The sequence below is a fragment of the Caballeronia sp. A2-2 genome (assembly GCF_057612605.2).
Genome location: NZ_CM173618.1, coordinates 1,343,046 through 1,359,437, shown reverse-complemented (window position 1 = coordinate 1,359,437; position 16,392 = coordinate 1,343,046). Strand labels below are relative to the sequence as shown.

Below are 16,392 nucleotides of genomic sequence, written 5' to 3'. Positions count from 1 at the left end.
CGCTAAAAGCGTGGATTGGCGAAAACATAAAACAGCACGCCGGATAGCAAGATCGTCACGGGCAGCGTGACGAGCCATGTCAGTCCGATCCGCACGAGCATGCCCATCTGCACACCTTGTCCGCCGGTTGCCATGGTTCCGGCAATGCCCGAAGTCACCGTATGCGTCGTGCTGACAGGAAGCCCCGTGAAGCCCGCGATGCCGATCAGCACCGAACCCACCAATTCCGCGCTCAAGCCCTGGCCGGGCGTCATGTGTTGCTTGCCCAGACGTTCGCCGAGCGTGCGCACGACGCGCTTGTAACCGACCATCGTACCGATTCCAAGACACAGCGCGCTTAGAACGCGGACCCACCACGGTGCGTACTCGACCGGCTTGCTGAGTTTCTTGCGCAGGTCGGCCGCTTGTTTGCGTTCATCGGCAGAAGCGCTTTTTGTCTCGGAGACGTGCTTGAGTTGTGCCGCGATCTGATAGATATCGCCGCGCAACTGAGAAAGCGTCATGCGCTTTTGATCTTTGTTTCCACCGTTCGTTTGCGTCGCGTCTGCCTGAAAGGCGGCCAGCCGGGAAGGGTCTTTGAGCGTCGCCGTGGCAGTCAATGCCTGATTCTTGATGTCGTCGCCGTACTTGCGGATCAGCGGCTCGGCGGACGCGGAATAAGCGCTCAACTGGCTGATCTCTTTGCCCGAATGAGGATCGATTGCATAGGTCGCCGGTAATAGCCCGATGATCGTCAGCATGATGAGGCCGATGCTCTTTTGCCCGTCATTGGTGCCGTGAGCGAAGCTGACCGATGTGCACGTGAGGATCAACATGCCGCGAAGCCACCAGACGGGCGGTTCGCCTTCCTTGGGCGCTTCGAATAGATGTCCGCGCCGCACGATCAGCCGAAGCGCGCCATACAACCCGCCCGCCAGCACGAATCCGAGCACGGGTGACAGGGCGAGCGCTTCCAGCACGCTGACAATTTGCGACCAGTCGACGCCTTGCGAAAGCGCGCGGGACTTGAGAAGCGCATCGGACGCGGCCACGCCGATCAGCGCGCCGACCACGCAATGGGAACTGCTGTTCGGAATGCCGAACGCCCATGTCAGTAGATTCCAGAACAGTGCCGATGCGAAGATCGCCAGCAACATGGGCACGGCGGGCGTGCCATCGGGCGGTGTCAGAACGTCGGGCGGAAGTATCTCGACAAGCGCGTAAGCCACCGCGATCCCGCCGATCAACACACCCAAAAAGTTAAGGATGCCAGACCATACGACTGCCTGGACGGGTTTGAGCGACTGCGTGTAGATGACGGTGGCCACTGCATTCGAGGAATCGTGGAAGCCGTTGGTCGCCTCGAACAAAAGGACCAGAATGAAACACACCACGAGCAACGCAATGACAGCGAAGGACGACGGCACGAAGTGAGCGAGCATCCGGTCTCCGGATTTTTCTTGAGGGAGAAAGCGCGGATGTCGGCAGTGGGCTCGCCCGTGAACGCGAACGTTCGAGAATAGGCGGCGGATGTGTCAATTGAAAGTCAGCGTCATATGCAAGTTTTACCTGAACGCCCGGCCTTTTCTGGTCTTAAGCCCGCACCCCGTTTTCCGCTTACACACATATTCAATTAAAATTGTTCAGAGTAATATGCAGCAAAGCGCGAACGGTCAATCCATTCCGCAAGCGGTTTTTTCGCAAACGCTCGCAAGCCAGGCGCTTACGAGCAGAACACTATAAAAATTACCTGAGAGAAATATATGGCCTCTTCTTCCACGAGCATTCAGGGCGAGTTCCTCAACGCGCTCCGAAAGGAACACACCCGCGTCAACGTCTTTCTCGTGAATGGCATCAAGCTCACGGGTCATATTCAGTCGTTCGACACCTACATGGTCTACCTCAACTCGACCAGCGGTTCCCAGACGCTCTTCAAGCACGCCATCTCGACCATCATCGTGGATCACGCGCAAGCGGGCCGGCCTCAGAGCCGCACCGGTGCGCCGCGTCGTCCGATCCGCTAAAGGCTAAAGGTTCGCGCGTTCCATTGCCGAAGCCCGTGCGGGGCTTTGAGGTCGAGGACTCTCATGAAACATATGCACCCGGGCGTGTCCGTCGTCGGGCAGCTTTCCTCTCGCGTCGTCCATGTCGAAAATGAGACGGGGCGGGTTCTGGTCGTGGATGACAACGAACACGGGGCGCGGGCCACCGGCGCACGGCTCGAAACCGATGGATTCGATGTAAAGATCGCGCGGGGCGGCGTGGAGGCGCTCGAAATTCTGGGTGTCTGGGTTCCGCACGTCATTCTGCTCGACATCAACATGCCTGAATTCGACGGCTTTGCCGTGGCTTCGGTCGTGCGCAAGATCGGCGCGACGAGCGAACTCGGCATCATCGCCATGACAGGTTATGACGAGCGTGAACTGCGTTCGCGTGGATCACTGGCCGCGTTCGACGGCTATTACCGCCGTGGCGAAAGCGACGAACATCTTCGCGATCTTCTGGATGCGATGCTGGTTCGTTAGCGTTGCGAAACGAGATCGACTAACTGAACACTCGATTCCATTTCGACAGGCAACTGGAATCCCTTGAAAGAACCGCTTAACGAATCTATCCTTCTTGAAAATTATGAATTCGCCATGATCGAGCGAGCGTGCCAAATCGAGGAGACGCCCCATGCGTCGATTGCTGATCTTCATGATCCTGTCATGTGCAAGCGTCCTGTCGCTGCAGGCCAGTGCGGGCGACGAGCAAGACTGGCGGCGGCATGACGAGCATCACGTGCTCAAGGTGTTCGACGCGCAAGGCAAACTCGTCGGACCGCTGGGCGCATACAGCGGCTATGACGGCGTGTTTCTCAAGATAGACGGCGCGCTGGTCTTCGCTCAGATCACCCGGCTGAACACCAATTCCGAAGCGTACGATTCCGCGAAGTTCCAATGGTCCACCTATGGGCCGTTCGACTACACCACCGCCAATTGCAGCGGCGGGCCGATTATTTATCCCTACACCGGCCCACGGCCGTCGATCGCCATGCGCACGGGGGCGGACGTCACGCTCTATATCGCCGGGGAAACCGACTCGTCACCTCATGTGGTCGTCGCGGAACTTCAGGGCACGCAATGCTCGCCGCCGCCGTCGATCGGGCATCAGCCGCCTTCGACCGCTCCCGTCGCGGCATTCTCGGCCGAGACGAACTATCCGCTGACGGCGCATTATCCCGAGCCGTTGACCATCAGGTATTGATCGAACGCGATCGACGGAGAGGCTTCATGTGTCGAATCCTGTGCGTGTTTCTCGTGTTTTGCGCGAGCGTGGCGTTTGCCGGCGACCGTGACGATCACGACGGTTCGTTTGGTGCATTCGGTCGATTTCGTCACGGCGGGCATGAACCGCCTCAGCCGTTGGTGTATGACGCCCAGGGAAAATTCGTCGGCGCGTTGGTGGTCAATTCGGGCGTCAACGGTGTGTACCTCGACATAGACGGCGACGCTGTCTTCGTGGAACTCGATCACAAGCGCGTGGGTTCTCAGGTTTCGGATTCGCAGTACCAGTGGATCGACTATCCATCCGTTCCGTACCAGTCGCAAGGGTGCAGCGGCAGCGTGGCGGTCGCGGACTCCGGTGGTCCCACGCCCGCCATGCCGGTGCGAGAAGGGGCCGACGTGACGCTCTATATCGCGCGCAAGGAATACTCGGGGGATGTCCACGTCTTTTCGTTCAAACAGATCGATTCGACCACCGGTGCGACGAGCTGCATCAGCTTTCCGTTCGACGAGGGCGATATTTATTGGGCGGTCGGACATACCTATCCGCTGACGCAACACTATCCTGAACCGCTGCGCGTGGTCTATTGACGGGACCGCGCGCGGTCATCACGGAGACCGGGATGAAGCACTGGATGATCGGAGCACTAATCATGGCATGGGCCATGACATCGCTCGCGGACGACTACGGACATGAAGCGAGGGCGCGCCCTGTCAGGGTATTCGATGCCAACAATCGCGTCGTCGGCGATCTCACGGTCTTCGCGGCGCAAAACGGCGTGGCGCTAAGCGTCGGCGATGCAACCACCGTGATACCCGTTCAACGCGTGCAGGATTCCAGTGGCCACTTTTCCGCGACCGAGTTTCGCTGGTTCGCCTACACGTCTGCACAGTACACATCGTCGGATTGCAGCGGAGACCCGATCCTCGATTCCACTTATGGTCCGCGCTCGGCGCTCGTGTTCAGGCAAGGTAATAACATAACCGTTTATTTTGCCGCGCCGGGTCTCTCCCAAACCGTGCAAGCCAATTCGACCTTCGACACGAGCGGATGCCGCAAATACTCCGGACCCATTCCGGCGTTCGGCTGGAAGATCGGCGCGACGCTTTCCTTGAGCCGCGATCATCCTGAGCCTTTGAGAATAGGATTTTGATGCTTCGGAATGCTTTGCAAAAAGTCAAAACGTGGCCGGCGTATTGACCCATAACACGCGCGTGACCCGATCGCCGGGATTGCGATAACCATGCGGCTCGGTGCTTGAAAAATAGAATGAGTCGCCCGCCTGAAGCCGATAAACCGCGCTGCCGAGCGTAAGTTCGAGTTCGCCTTCCAATACGTAACCGAGTTCCTCGCCTGCGTGCTGAATCTGTTCGTCGCTGCGCGCATGCGGTTCGAGTACGTGGATGTCGCCCTGAAGCAATTGCCCCGGTGCGGGTACCACCAGCCGCTCCAGCGTGATCGATGCTTCCGCGCGCTTCGCCCGCTTGCCGCGCACGCCGGGAAAGCGCACGGCCGGACGATCGCTTGCGCGCTGCACGGGCGAGGGCGGCGCGACCGGACCCGCGAGCAGCGCCGCGATATTCGTGCCGAGCGCGAGCGCCAGACGATGCAGCATCGCCAGCGACGGCATGGCGTGCCGCCCTTCGATCTTCGACAACAGGCTTTCCGAGCAACCCGCGTGATCGGCGAGCGCCTTGAGCGTCATCTGCCGCACGCGACGCGCATGACGCAGACGCATGCCGAGACCATCGGCGGCTTCAGGAGCGGGTTTGATAATCAAGCCAGAACCATGAACTCGACTTCGAGCGGGTTCAGTGCATTGATTGGAATGATGTCTTGCGGGCACGCGGACATCACGACGACGCAATCCATCAATGCTTCTATCTCCACATAATCGCCGGCCTTCGAGACAGGCGCCAGCCAGTCGATCGTGTAGTCCGGTTTGACGGGAATGTTCATCCACAGATTGAACGGCTGCGGCACTTCACGCGCGCGCAGTCCGATTGCCTTGAGCGCGAGACGCAGATTGTCGGAGCAGTTGTCGTGATAGTGCTCGACGCCCAGATTGCGATAGCGGTACAAGTCGCACGCGGCGATCAAGGTATCGTGCACGCCGGGCGAGGTATCCGTGACGAGACGCGCGATGGCGCGACGATGATTGGTCACGAGCGGATCCCCCGCTTGCGGAATGAGTTTGTCGATGAATGCGCGTGTGTGCTCGAACGACAAAAACTCACTGAGATGCTGCGCGTTGAAAATCCACGTATCGCAAACCTGCGTGCCATGTGGATTGACAATGCGAATGGTCTGTCCCGCCTTCACGCGCACGGCGCGGCCGCAGCGCGCAGGCACGGTGTAGGTCTTGCCGGGTTCGGGCGTGCCGTCCGGCGAAATGGGTTCGTCGAGCGTGGCGTTGACGCCGGTTTCCTGGCCGTTGTCATCGGAGATCGTCATGGCGAATCCTCGCATTGTCATTCGCTTCAAGCATAGCGGAACAAAATTCAAGTGACTTGAATGAGTTCGACAAAACGCGATTCAGCGCGCAATGCTAAAAAGTCAGACCTTTAACATTTCGCTTGCGCGCGCCTGCAGTGACTGCATCGAAAAGGGCTTGGTGAGCATGGCCATGTTCTCGGCGAGAAAACCGTCCGCTGCCGCTTCTTCCGCATAACCGGTGATAAAGAGCACGGGCAAACCTGAACGTTTGATGCGTCCCGCATCGGCCATTTGCCGGCCATTGAGACCCGGCAGACGAACGTCGCAGATCAGGAGATCGATCTTCGTGTTCGACGTGAGAATGGCGAGCCCGGAAGGCCCGTCGTGTGCGGTAATAGTCAGGTAACCTGAATTATCAAGAAATTCAGCGAGCAGTTGCCTGATGGTCTCGTCGTCGTCAACGATAAGCACCGTTTCGCCCGCGCCTTCCTTATGGTTGGCGGCGGGATCCTGCGAACGTTCCACCTGTGTCGCCTCATTCGTTTCGGGCAGCAACAACGAGACCGTCGTGCCGCGCCCGACGCTGCTGTCTATGGTCACGAAGCCACCCGATTGCCGGACGAAGCCATACACCATCGACAAGCCAAGTCCCGTTCCCTGGCCAATCGGCTTGGTGGTGAAAAACGGCTGAAAGACCTGGCTTGCGACTTCATGCGACATGCCGGACCCTGTGTCCGAGACTGACACGCGTACATAGCGTCCACTTGCGGCGCCTTCGTGCCGAAGTGCTTCGTCCTTGCCGACATCCACTACCGAAGTGGCGATGGTGAGCGCGCCGCCGTCGGGCATGGCATCGCACGCATTGATCGATAAATTGAGGAGGGCGCTTTCAAGTTGATTCGTATCGCATCGAACCTGACAAGGTTGAGTGCCGGTGTCGAATTCGATTGCAATGTTCTCGTGCGCTTTCTGAGAGATCAAATCCTTAAGCGGGGGAATGAGAAGCCGGACATCGGCGGATCGCGGAGCAAGCGGTTGCTTGCGCGAAAACGCCAGAAGTCGATGCGTGAGCGCCGCAGCCCGGCGAGCGGATGTGATCGCCATGCCGATGAACCGTTCGAGTTCGCCGGTCTTGCCTTTTGCAATCAGATGACGCATGAGTTCGAGCGGACCGACCACGCCTTGCAGCATATTGTTGAAGTCGTGCGCCAGACCGCCCGTGAGCTGACCGACCGCCTCCATCTTTTGGCTTTGCCTGAGTTGTTGTTCGAGCTCGCGTTGCGCGGTCGTGTCGATCCCGACGCCAGTTCGCCGTTGTGGAAGACCGTGTTCGTTGAAATAGGTATGACCGCGCGAGAGAACATGACGGATGGAGCCGTCCGGATGGCAAATCCGATATTCGAGTTCGAGATCGCCGCCCTGCAATAAGCCGCCCGACATGGTGTTGCGCAGCGTCTGGCGATCCTCGGGATGCACGTTCGCAAGAAAATAGTCGCGCCGGATTCCTTTTGCGGCGACATCCGGGTCGATGCCGTAAAGGGCGGAAATCGCGGCGTCGCAAAAGAAGCAGTCGCTCGACACTTCATAGGTCCACACGCCGACACCGCTGACGGCGGAAAGTGCCAGACGCGCGAAATCGCGTGAATCTTCCAGCGCGATTTGCCGTTGTCGTTCCGCCGTGATGTCCCGCGCCACGCAGAAGAATTGACCGCGCATGCGGGTGACTGTCCAACTGAAGATGCGGTATTCGTTGTTTGCCGCGCGCAGACGGCATTCGAATTCGGCGCAAGCATCGTTCTCTTCGAGCTCGTTCAGCGGCGCTCTTATCGCCTCTGTGTCTGCAGGATGAACGAATGCCGTGAGATGCTCGCCAATGGCTTGCGCGGGCCTCAGGGCCAGAAGCTGAGTCCATGCCGGATTGACGTCTCGGATGACGCCGAGATCGTCTACGAGGGTAAGCAGATCGCGGCTCAATTGCCATGCGGCGTCGCGATCGGACGAGCCTGATGCGGCCGATGCCGCCGCGCCGGCGTCCGGAGAAGGCCGCGATGGATTGATCATTGAAATGCCCCGCAGCCCGTATAGGTTCAAATAGCGGGTAGTCTACGGGACAAAGAAACTTCGCGCTGCGGCCAGCCGCGCATGAATCGGAGACTATTTGCCCAACAATCCAAACACGCCGACGCCGTTTTTGGTGCCGACATAAACTTTGCCGTTTGCGATCATCGGCGTGATGAATTTGTTTCCCTGGCCGAATTGATCGCGGCCGCTTACCTGATTGCTGTTATAAAGTTCGCGCCCGAGATTGCTGGCATCGTATGCATGCAGGATGGCAATCGTGCCGTTTTCCACTGCCCAAAGAATGCCGTTCGATGCGCCGTTTGCCGAGATGCTGGGCGTCGCGCCCGGCGAGCCGAATGAATTGGCGGTCTGACTCGTGGGCCTGGCGGAGAGCAATGCGTTCGTGATCGTGAATGCCTTGATGCTGTCGCCTATCGAACCGAAATAGACCGCGCCGTTGAAATACGCGGGCATGGCAAACATGGGGCCATTGATTTGCCCGACGATCTCCTGATAGATGTGATCCGCATTGGAATCGAATTTGCCCATGTTGTCGCGATTCACGACATAGATGACCGAGTTCTTGCCCGCGCCGACCGCGAGATGGCGAATGGTGCCGCTTGCATCCTTGAGATCGGGCAGCAGCAGCGCGCCGCCCGAACCCAGGTCTTCATCGGCATTCGATTCCTGCACGGTATCCGATGGCTCGAAGTAGTCCTTCACTGCGAGCTTGGGCGATGTGGACAGCTTAAGAAAGCCATTGCCGAAGTCGCCGTGGAGCGGCATGCCGTTGCCATCGAGCGTGGCGTCGAAGGTGCCGTTTGCATCGAGAAAATAGATGGAATCTTCGTCTGCCGCGGGACCGGCGCCGCTCATCCAGATCGCGCCCATCTGGCCGTTGGGCGTCAGATTCAGCACGCTCGCCTGCTTGAGTGTGGTGGCGTCATAGCCGATCACCCAGCCCGTGTACGGCATGACATCGCAGTGTGAAGTCCAGGTCGTGTAAAGAACGCCATTGCGCAGGAGAAGTGATGCGCGTTCGGCGTAGCTCGCCGGATTGAAAACGACACGACCGTTCTGGCTATTCGCACCGTTGCCCGGATAGGATGCCGCGATGTCCGTCGGGCCATCGAACAGTTCCGCGCCCGTCTTGATGCTCAACGCATGCACGCGCTGATGATAAGCGCCCGCAGAATCTTTCGACATGCCAACGACATAGATTGCGCCGTGACCGCGATCGATCACCGGCGTGGCGGTGATGCCGATAGTCGGCGTGATTTGCGCGCAACCGTGATCGTCGCTGGGCGTTTCGCCATTCTTGAGTGTCGATTTCTTCCAGAGCGTCGTGCCGGTGTCGGCATCGAAAGCGTACACGCTGGCGTTTTCGGTGGCGACGATAAGTACATTGTGCGTGCCGCCGGCAATTGCCTGTGCGGAGATGAAAAGCGGCTCGGCATCGACGGCGCCATCGACCGAGAACACCGCAAGTTTTCCAAACTTTGTCGAATTGACATTCGATGGAGTGAGAATGGTCTCGGCCAATTGCTGACCGTCGCGTCGAATGTCGTTGTGGTAAGTGCTCACGTCCACCGGATTGGCGCGGGTCGAAGGGGAGACGGCCGCAGCCGAAACCGATGCCGGACCGCTGCTGGAACTGCCGTCGCTGCAACCGTTGATCGCGGCTATGCCGATCAGGGCGATGGCTATCGACGTCAGGACCGTGGCATGGATAGATAGACGCGTGTTCATTGCATCCCCTCATTGAGTGTCAACCGACCTCGTGAGCGTACGCAATGTTCATACCGTAAGGCGAAAAATTTTCCTATTGAAAATGTTCAGCCATCCTATCTGGTGCCCTCTTTGACGCACGCACGTTCGCCTTGAATGCGCGACGTCGCCTAAAGGTTTGAGAAAATTTGCCGTTAAAATTGCGAAGACGCCTAAAGCAACTAATCGTCTGTCTTGCACTGCCCCGAAAGCAGACGATGAATGCCAACCACATTTGAATAAAATGATTCACACGCATTACGACAATCTACGGATCAAGCGCAACGCGACGCAAGGGATCATCAAAGCCGCGTATCGCGCATTGAGTGTCGAATATCATCCGGACAAGAATCCCGATCGCGATACCACGCGCATCATGCAGATGATCAACGATGCCTACGAAGTGCTGAGCGATCCGATCGCGCGGGAAAAGTACGATGCCAGAGTGGCGGCGCAGGAATCCGCGCAGCCCAGTGAAGCGGCGCGTCAACAAAGGCCGAGCGAACCCGAGCAGAAGCGGCAGGATGTCAACCCGGCACGGCAGGCACAACAAGGGAAATTGCGTCCGAGCAAATCGGTGTACGTGGTATTTGGCGCGCTGTTCACGCTTCTATTCGTTTTGGTTGGCGTGGCTGTTGCGTTTTCCTGAAGCAAACTCAATCTCTTTGGTCTTAGTCCCAACATTCGGGAAAGCACTGAATAGGAAAAATTGATAAGCCTGCTATCGTGTCATTGACCGAGGGCCGAGACCGGCGAGCCAACGAAAAAAAGCCAAGACGCTCCGTCGCCGTGTTCAGGTGGTTTCTTTGGTGAGAGCGAAAAATCGCCCGCCGAGGATGAACCCGCGATTGCATCGCGGGTTTTTCTTTTTGTTTTGCGCGTTGCGTGTTGCGATCAGCGGCGCTTTTGCTGGCCGAAGCGAGACAACGACTCTCTCAACCGAGGCGCGGCAAAGTCGATGAAATGGCGTAGTTTGATCGCCATGAGATTTCTCGATACGTGAACCAGATGAACCGGCGCAGGATCGATCTCGAATTGCGGCAGAAGTATGTCGAGTTGCCCTTTGCGCAGCGCTTCATCGGCATCGTGTTCGAATACATAGGTAATGCCTGCATTGGCCGCTGCGGCGCTCACGGCCGCGTCAGGCGACGTGACTTCGAGCCGGGGCTTCACTTCCAGCAAATAAACCTTGCGCGTCGTTGGAAGCCGGAAGCGCCACGGCGAAAGATACGGACTGTTGAAGACCACGCACGCGTACTTGATGAGCTCGTCGGGCTCGCGCGGAATCGTGTTTTTGGCGAGAAAGGCGGGACTCGCGCACACGATCGCGCGCAATGAACCAATGCGCGTGGCGATCATGTTGCTGTCCGGCAGTTCGCCGATTCGCACGGCCAGATCGGCGTGCGAATCGATCAGATCGATATTCCGGTCGGACAGCAAAAGCCGAACCGTGATATCCGGATACTGCGCCAGAAACTGATTGATGACCGGTAACACATGCAGCCGCCCAAGCTGCACGGGCGCGGTGACGACCAGCTCGCCACGCGCGGTGGCGAATTCACCCGTGGCTTCGTGTTCCTGTTCGCGCACGAGTTCGAGAATGCGTCGCGCCGCGGCGACGTACGACATGCCGGCGTCCGTCAGCGTGAGTTTGCGCGTGGTTCGTATCAGCAGTCGCGTCCCGAGCAATTCTTCGAGATCGGCCACCTTGCGCGTGAGCGTGCTGACCGGAATCTTCAATTCGCGCGCGGCCGCCGACAGGCTTCCCCCGTCCACGGCGGTCACGAGCATTTGCATGGCTTCCAGTCGGTCCACTCCGCGCACCCGCCTGAATTTTTCGTGGCCGTATTTTAGGTTAAGCGGCGGGCCAAGGCTTTTGAGCTTGCCGATTCATGTCAGGATGACGCACTCGCAGAATGACTTCAAACCGCAATTTTTTTCGGGTACATTGAAAGATCACTGCTTGACTGACGGTGCTTCACGTCAGGCGATTGGTTTCAGATCAGACATTTCTCCGTTCTAGCGACTTCATTTTCCGGCGACTTCACGGCCGTTATCGGCCTGTTGTCGTCTTCCCACTTTGCGCGCTATCACTGCCCAAAAGCGGTGCTCTTCAGATACGGGAGTCACTATGCTGACGTGTTTCGCTGTTCGCCACGAGTCCGAGAACCAGACGAATCAAATCGCCGACCATACGCTTTTACAAGCCATCGCGGATGAAGCGAGCATCCAGTTCGAGCCGGGCTGGGTCGAAATCAGTTATCTGGAGATGCCGCCGGACGATGCGGCAAGGCAGGCGGTCGAAGATCGGCTGCGCGAACACCAGATGTCGTACGACGTGGTGACGCGCATCGCTTATTGAATGTCCTCGATCAGCGCCGCGCGAACGGCACGGATTCTTCGGTCGACGAAATAACCTCCGCCTTCGGTATAGCGCAGGTAAAGTCGCCCGCAGACCGTGCATTCCCACACGCCGCAACGGTTGTAGGGAAAGTAGCGTGGCGCGATGGGCGCATCGGCCGACCAATAATTGATTTTGCCGGGCAGATATTCGGCGAAGGTTGGCTCCGAATAGCCCTCAGCCATCAACGTGCCGATCTCGCGGAATTGCGTTTCATCGAGGGAAAGCGGCTGGGATTGCCAGCCGTCGAGCGGCGTTTTCGTGCATGCGCAAGCACCGGGCGCGGCGGCTTGCGCGCGTCGCGCAAGTTCGACAAATGCTTCGAAGTCCAGATAATCGGGCATGCCTTAGCCGTTCATCATCCGGTCGCGCTGGACGGCGACCCACGAACGGTCGAAGCGGCCTTCGGCGATCGACTTCAACGCTTCCGCTTCTTTCGCTGCCTGCTTGCGTGCGCCCGCGATCACCGCTTCGACATCGGCGGGCGAAATAGCGAGCACGCCGTCTTCATCGCCGACGATGATATCGCCCGGATGCACCACCATCCCGCCGACCGTCACCGGTACGTTGATCTCGCCCGGCCCGTTCTTGTACGGTCCGCGATGCGTCACGCCACGCGCATACACCGGAAAATCGCGCTGGCTCAGTTCGCCGACATCGCGGATCGCGCCGTCGATCACGAGACCCTGCACGCCGATGCTTTGCGCGAAGCTCGCCATGATGTCGCCCATCAGCGCTTGCGTCAGTTCTCCCGCGCCGTCGATCACGAGCACATCGCCCGGACGGCAGAATTCGAACGCGCGATGGATCGCGAGATTATCGCCGCCGCGCGTGCGCACGGTGACGGCCGTTCCCGCCATCGGCCTGGGACGATGAAACGGACGCAGACCCGTGGTGCCGCTCACACGGGCCATGTTGTCGCTCAATAGCGATACGGCGAGTTCGCGCAACGCGGTAAGCGTCGCGGGGTTCGCCTGCGTCGCCGATTCGTGTTCGCGCCATCCAAGCGGATTCATGTCGCGGCTCCTTCGGTGGATCGTTGTCGTTCGAGTTGCGCGGATAAACGCGCATACACCGCGCGTGCGTTGTCTTCGTAGATGCTCTGGCGATCCGCGTCGCTCAACCATTCGATGGCGTCGATATAGCGGCGCGTATCGTCGAAATAGTGGCCCGTTTCGGGATCGATGCCCTGCACCGCGCCGATCGTCTCCGATGCAAACAAGATGTTCTCGACCGGAATCACTTTCGCAAGCAGTTCCGCGCCCGGCTGATGATAGACGCAGGTGTCGAAGAATACGTTCTTGAGCAGATACTCCGTGAGCAAGGGCTTCTTCATGTCCTGCGCCAACCCGCGATAACGTCCCCAGTGATAGGGCACCGCGCCGCCGCCGTGCGGAATGATGAACTTGAGCGTCGGGAAATCGGAGAACAGATCGGCCTGCAGCAATTGCATGAACGCGGACGTATCGCCGTTGATGTAATGCGCGCCCGTCGCATGAAAGTTAGGATTGCACGACGATGAAACATGGATCATCGCGGGAACGTCGAGTTCGACCATCGCTTCGTAGAGCGGATACCACGAGCGGTCGGTCAGCGGCAGCCCGGACCAGTGTCCGCCGGAAGGGTCCGGATTCAGATTGCAGCCGATAAAGCCCAGTTCTTCCACGCAGCGCCGCAATTCGCCGATGCAGTTCGCAGGTGCCACGCCCGGCGCTTGCGGCAACTGGCAGACACCCACGAAATTGCGCGGAAAGAGTTCGCATACGCGATGCACGAGGTCGTTGCATTGGGCCGACCAGACCGCGTTGGCTTCGGCGCTTGCCAGATGATGCCCCATGCCGGCGGCGCGCGGCGAGAAGATCGTGAGATCGGTGCCGCGCTCGCGCTGAATGCGAAGCTGTCCGCTTTCGATGCTCGCGCGGATTTCATCGTCGGAAATAGCGGGGCGGGGCGGCGGCGCGGTGCCGTCCTTCAAGGCGGCGATCTGTTGCGTGCGCCACGCTTCGTGCTGCGGCGGCGAAGTCGTGTAGTGGCCGTGACAATCGATAATCATTCTGGATTCCATATCGTTGATGACGGGATTCAGGTGCCGGCGGCGGGGTCCGCGTGCGGCAACGAATCGGCTTCGTCGCCGGCGGGCTTCACGCGCATCACGAGCGCGATGATCGTCGCGATGACGAGAAACGCCGCGATGGTGAGCAAGGCAAGTTTGAAGTTGCCCGTGGCGCCGCGCACGAGGCCGATGCTCCACGGCCCGACCAGTCCGCCGAACTGCGCGATGGTATTGATGAGCGCGATGGTCGCCGCACCCGCCGCGCCCGTTCTGAACGACGATGCAAGACTCCAGAACAACGGGTTCCCGGCGTAGATGAACAAGCCGGTGACACACAACAGCGCGTACGCCACGACCGGATTCGGCGCATACGCACTGCCCGCGATCGCGATGGCGCTCATGCCATACACGAAGGCGAGATGCTTCTTGCGGTCGCCGGTGCGGTCCGAACTGCGGCTGATGATGAACGTGCCCAGCACGCCCAGAAGCGGCGGTGCAGCCGAAAGAAACCCGACTTCGATATTGCTTAGATGTCCAAGGCTTTTGACGATCTGCGGCAGCCACAGAAACAGCCCGTAGATGCCGACCAGCGCGCAGCCGAAGAGACACGCAAGGCTCCATACGCGGATATCGCCCGCCACGCGCAACAGCGGAAAATGCGTATCGCCGCCCACCGCCTCGCGTTCGGCCGCGAGCGTGGTTTCGAGCCATTGTTTTTCGTCATCGGCGAGCCAGTCGGCGTCGGCCGGTCGCTCGGTCATGATGCGCAGCGTGAGCAGGCCCAGCAGCATCGCGGGAATGCCTTCGAGGATGAACATCCACTGCCATCCTTGCAGGCCGAGCACGCCGTTGGCGTAGGTCATCAGCGTGGTCGAGATCGGGCCGCCCAGCACCGCCGAGAACGATCCCGCGATGATGTAGCCGCCCACCGCCCGCGCCCGATAACGCGTGGGAAACCACTTCGTCAGATAGACGGCGACGCCCGGCAGGAAGCCCGCTTCCATCACGCCGAGCAGAAAGCGCAGCACGTAGAAGCTTTTGTCGTCGAAAACGAAGGCCGTGGCCGCCGCGACCGCGCCCCACGTCAGCAGAATGCGCGCGATCCAGCGGCGCGCGCCCACCCGGTGCAACAGCAAGTTGCTCGGCACTTCCAGCACCATGTACCCGACAAAGAAGATGCTGCCCGCAAAGCCGAACACGGCGGGGGAAAAGCCCAGCGCATGATTCATGTCGAGCGCCGCGAAGCCGATATTGATGCGATCGAGATAGTTGAAGAACATCATCGCGAAAAGCAGGGGCATGAGCCGCCCGTACACCTTTCGCATGGTTGCCGCTTCGTTGAATGGGGTCATGCCGTCTCCGCGTTTCCTTCGTCGTATGCCGGGCCTCTGCGGGCCTGCTTTACAAACGGCCTGCACCGTTTGTCCGCCCGAACAGGGCATGAAGTCCGATGATAAGGAGCGGGACGGACCGCGTCCAAGACGCGTTCCTTATCCTTTTATAAGTTTTTGCTTATAGTGCGATGCTTTTGAGCGGCGCCGGAAGGCAGCCGAGAAAGGCGCGCAAATGAGCCGAGTCGTCGTCGGTGCGGAAGATCGCCGCCAGCGTGGACCATAACGATGCACCCGGCCCCGCGAGCGGACGAAACACCACGTCCGTGCGGCCATGCCGCGCCACCGATTCGCCGACGAAGGTCACGCCGAGGCCCGCCGCGACGAGCGCGATCGCGGTCTGAATCTCGTAGGCCTGATGCGCGATGAACGGCGTCACGCCCGCATCGCGATATAAGGATTGCACGGTGCGCTTGAACTGCGCGTTCTGATGCTTGGGATAGAGAATCAGCGGCGTGTCTTCGAGATCCGCGATGCGCACTTTCTTTTTCGCCGCCAGCGGATGATCGGGCGAGAGGACCACCACCACATGTTCGCGCAGCAGCGGATAGGACGTGCAACCGGGTATATCGAGCGGCTGCCGTCCTATTCCGATGTGTATGCGCAAGTCGCGCAGCGCATCGGTCTGTTCGTCGGTAAGCATTTCGAACAGCTTGAGTTCGACTTCCGGGTACGCGTGATGGAACACCTTCAGCGCAGGCGGGAGGATGCTGTACATGGCCGAACGCGTGAACCCGATCGACAGCCAGCCGCGCCGCCCGATGCCTATTTCATGAGTGCCGGAACTCGCCTGTTCCCATGCGCCAAGAATCTGATTGGCTTCGGTGCAGAGATAGTGACCCGCTTCGGTAAGCCGCAAAGGCCGCCGCGCGCGGTCGACGAGTTGCGTGCCAAGCCTTTCTTCCAACAGGCGGATTTGCTGGCTGAGCGCGGGTTGCGCGATATGCAGGCGCTCGGCCGCGCGGCTGAAGTTCAGTTCCTCCGCAAGAATGACAAAGCACTGCAAGGACCTGAAATTCATGTGGGCTTCCTAAGGC

The 16,392-nt window shown here is 59.4% G+C and carries 18 protein-coding genes; 7 read left to right on the top strand and 11 right to left on the bottom strand.

The annotated features are described in order from the left end of the window. Nucleotides 1–2: 2 nt before the first annotated feature. Nucleotides 3–1,421: an inorganic phosphate transporter gene (locus ACZCWR_RS29910; protein ID WP_487305283.1), complete on the bottom strand. Its 1,419-nt coding sequence runs from the start codon at nt 1,419–1,421 to the stop codon at nt 3–5. A gap of 321 nt (nt 1,422–1,742) precedes the next feature. On the opposite strand from ACZCWR_RS29910, the gene hfq reads away from it, so the two are divergent. The 5 genes from hfq to ACZCWR_RS29885 all read left to right on the top strand — a co-directional run bounded on the left by hfq (nt 1,743) and on the right by ACZCWR_RS29885 (nt 4,399). Next, a complete protein-coding gene (hfq, locus tag ACZCWR_RS29905) occupies nt 1,743–2,003 on the top strand; it encodes an RNA chaperone Hfq (RefSeq protein ID WP_487305282.1) in 261 nt (86 codons plus the stop codon). A 63-nt stretch (nt 2,004–2,066) separates the two neighbouring features. Next, nucleotides 2,067–2,504, top strand: a complete 438-nt coding sequence (locus ACZCWR_RS29900; protein ID WP_487305281.1) for a response regulator — start codon at nt 2,067–2,069, stop codon at nt 2,502–2,504. A 151-nt stretch (nt 2,505–2,655) separates the two neighbouring features. Further along, nucleotides 2,656–3,225 (top strand): hypothetical protein, encoded by a 570-nt coding sequence (locus ACZCWR_RS29895; RefSeq protein ID WP_487305280.1) that lies wholly within the window; start codon nt 2,656–2,658, stop codon nt 3,223–3,225. Nucleotides 3,226–3,251: 26 nt separating this feature from the next. After that, a complete protein-coding gene (locus tag ACZCWR_RS29890) occupies nt 3,252–3,836 on the top strand; it encodes a hypothetical protein (protein ID WP_487305279.1) in 585 nt (194 codons plus the stop codon). A gap of 32 nt (nt 3,837–3,868) precedes the next feature. Further along, complete coding sequence (locus tag ACZCWR_RS29885) at nt 3,869–4,399, top strand: hypothetical protein (protein ID WP_487305278.1); 531 nt, start codon at nt 3,869–3,871, stop codon at nt 4,397–4,399. 24 nt (nt 4,400–4,423) lie between these two features. Here ACZCWR_RS29885 and ACZCWR_RS29880 read toward each other — a convergent pair whose 3' ends face one another. The 4 genes from ACZCWR_RS29880 to ACZCWR_RS29865 all read right to left on the bottom strand — a co-directional run bounded on the left by ACZCWR_RS29880 (nt 4,424) and on the right by ACZCWR_RS29865 (nt 9,492). Further along, a complete protein-coding gene (locus tag ACZCWR_RS29880; protein ID WP_487306184.1) occupies nt 4,424–4,984 on the bottom strand; it encodes a cupin domain-containing protein in 561 nt (186 codons plus the stop codon). A gap of 38 nt (nt 4,985–5,022) precedes the next feature. Then, nucleotides 5,023–5,700, bottom strand: coding sequence for a DUF1989 domain-containing protein (locus ACZCWR_RS29875; RefSeq protein ID WP_487305277.1), 678 nt, complete (start codon nt 5,698–5,700; stop codon nt 5,023–5,025). Nucleotides 5,701–5,802: 102 nt separating this feature from the next. Further along, the gene (locus ACZCWR_RS29870) at nt 5,803–7,743 is read right to left on the bottom strand and encodes a hybrid sensor histidine kinase/response regulator (protein WP_487305276.1); all 1,941 of its coding nucleotides are present in this window, start codon (nt 7,741–7,743) and stop codon (nt 5,803–5,805) included. Between the two features lie 93 nt (nt 7,744–7,836). Continuing rightward, nucleotides 7,837–9,492: a PQQ-binding-like beta-propeller repeat protein gene (locus ACZCWR_RS29865; protein WP_487305275.1), complete on the bottom strand. Its 1,656-nt coding sequence runs from the start codon at nt 9,490–9,492 to the stop codon at nt 7,837–7,839. 157 nt (nt 9,493–9,649) lie between these two features. Here ACZCWR_RS29865 and ACZCWR_RS29860 point away from each other — a divergent pair, with 157 nt between their 5' ends. Continuing rightward, nucleotides 9,650–10,159 carry a J domain-containing protein gene (locus ACZCWR_RS29860; RefSeq protein ID WP_487305274.1) on the top strand — a complete coding sequence of 170 codons (510 nt, stop codon included), beginning with the start codon at nt 9,650–9,652 and terminating at the stop codon, nt 10,157–10,159. A 245-nt stretch (nt 10,160–10,404) separates the two neighbouring features. Here ACZCWR_RS29860 and ACZCWR_RS29855 read toward each other — a convergent pair whose 3' ends face one another. Next, nucleotides 10,405–11,325 (bottom strand): LysR family transcriptional regulator, encoded by a 921-nt coding sequence (locus tag ACZCWR_RS29855; RefSeq protein ID WP_487305273.1) that lies wholly within the window; start codon nt 11,323–11,325, stop codon nt 10,405–10,407. 316 nt (nt 11,326–11,641) lie between these two features. On the opposite strand from ACZCWR_RS29855, the gene ACZCWR_RS29850 reads away from it, so the two are divergent. Continuing rightward, nucleotides 11,642–11,872: a hypothetical protein gene (locus tag ACZCWR_RS29850; RefSeq protein WP_487305272.1), complete on the top strand. Its 231-nt coding sequence runs from the start codon at nt 11,642–11,644 to the stop codon at nt 11,870–11,872. Here the strand turns inward: ACZCWR_RS29850 and ACZCWR_RS29845 are convergent. The 5 genes from ACZCWR_RS29845 to ACZCWR_RS29825 all read right to left on the bottom strand — a co-directional run bounded on the left by ACZCWR_RS29845 (nt 11,866) and on the right by ACZCWR_RS29825 (nt 16,376). Beyond that, on the bottom strand, nt 11,866–12,255 hold the full coding sequence (locus tag ACZCWR_RS29845; RefSeq protein WP_487305271.1) for a hypothetical protein: 390 nt from the start codon (nt 12,253–12,255) through the stop codon (nt 11,866–11,868). The two genes, ACZCWR_RS29850 and ACZCWR_RS29845, sit on opposite strands and share 7 nt — an antisense overlap. A gap of 3 nt (nt 12,256–12,258) precedes the next feature. Then, entirely contained in the window at nt 12,259–12,927 is a 669-nt protein-coding gene (locus ACZCWR_RS29840; protein ID WP_487305270.1) for an RraA family protein, read from the bottom strand. After that, entirely contained in the window at nt 12,924–13,964 is a 1,041-nt protein-coding gene (locus ACZCWR_RS29835; protein WP_487305269.1) for an amidohydrolase family protein, read from the bottom strand. The genes ACZCWR_RS29840 and ACZCWR_RS29835 overlap by 4 nt, the downstream gene beginning before the upstream one ends. Before the next feature lie 29 nt (nt 13,965–13,993). Beyond that, a complete protein-coding gene (locus ACZCWR_RS29830) occupies nt 13,994–15,316 on the bottom strand; it encodes an MFS transporter (protein WP_487305268.1) in 1,323 nt (440 codons plus the stop codon). 160 nt (nt 15,317–15,476) lie between these two features. Then, nucleotides 15,477–16,376, bottom strand: a complete 900-nt coding sequence (locus tag ACZCWR_RS29825) for a LysR family transcriptional regulator (RefSeq protein WP_487305267.1) — start codon at nt 16,374–16,376, stop codon at nt 15,477–15,479. Nucleotides 16,377–16,392 lie beyond the last annotated feature (16 nt).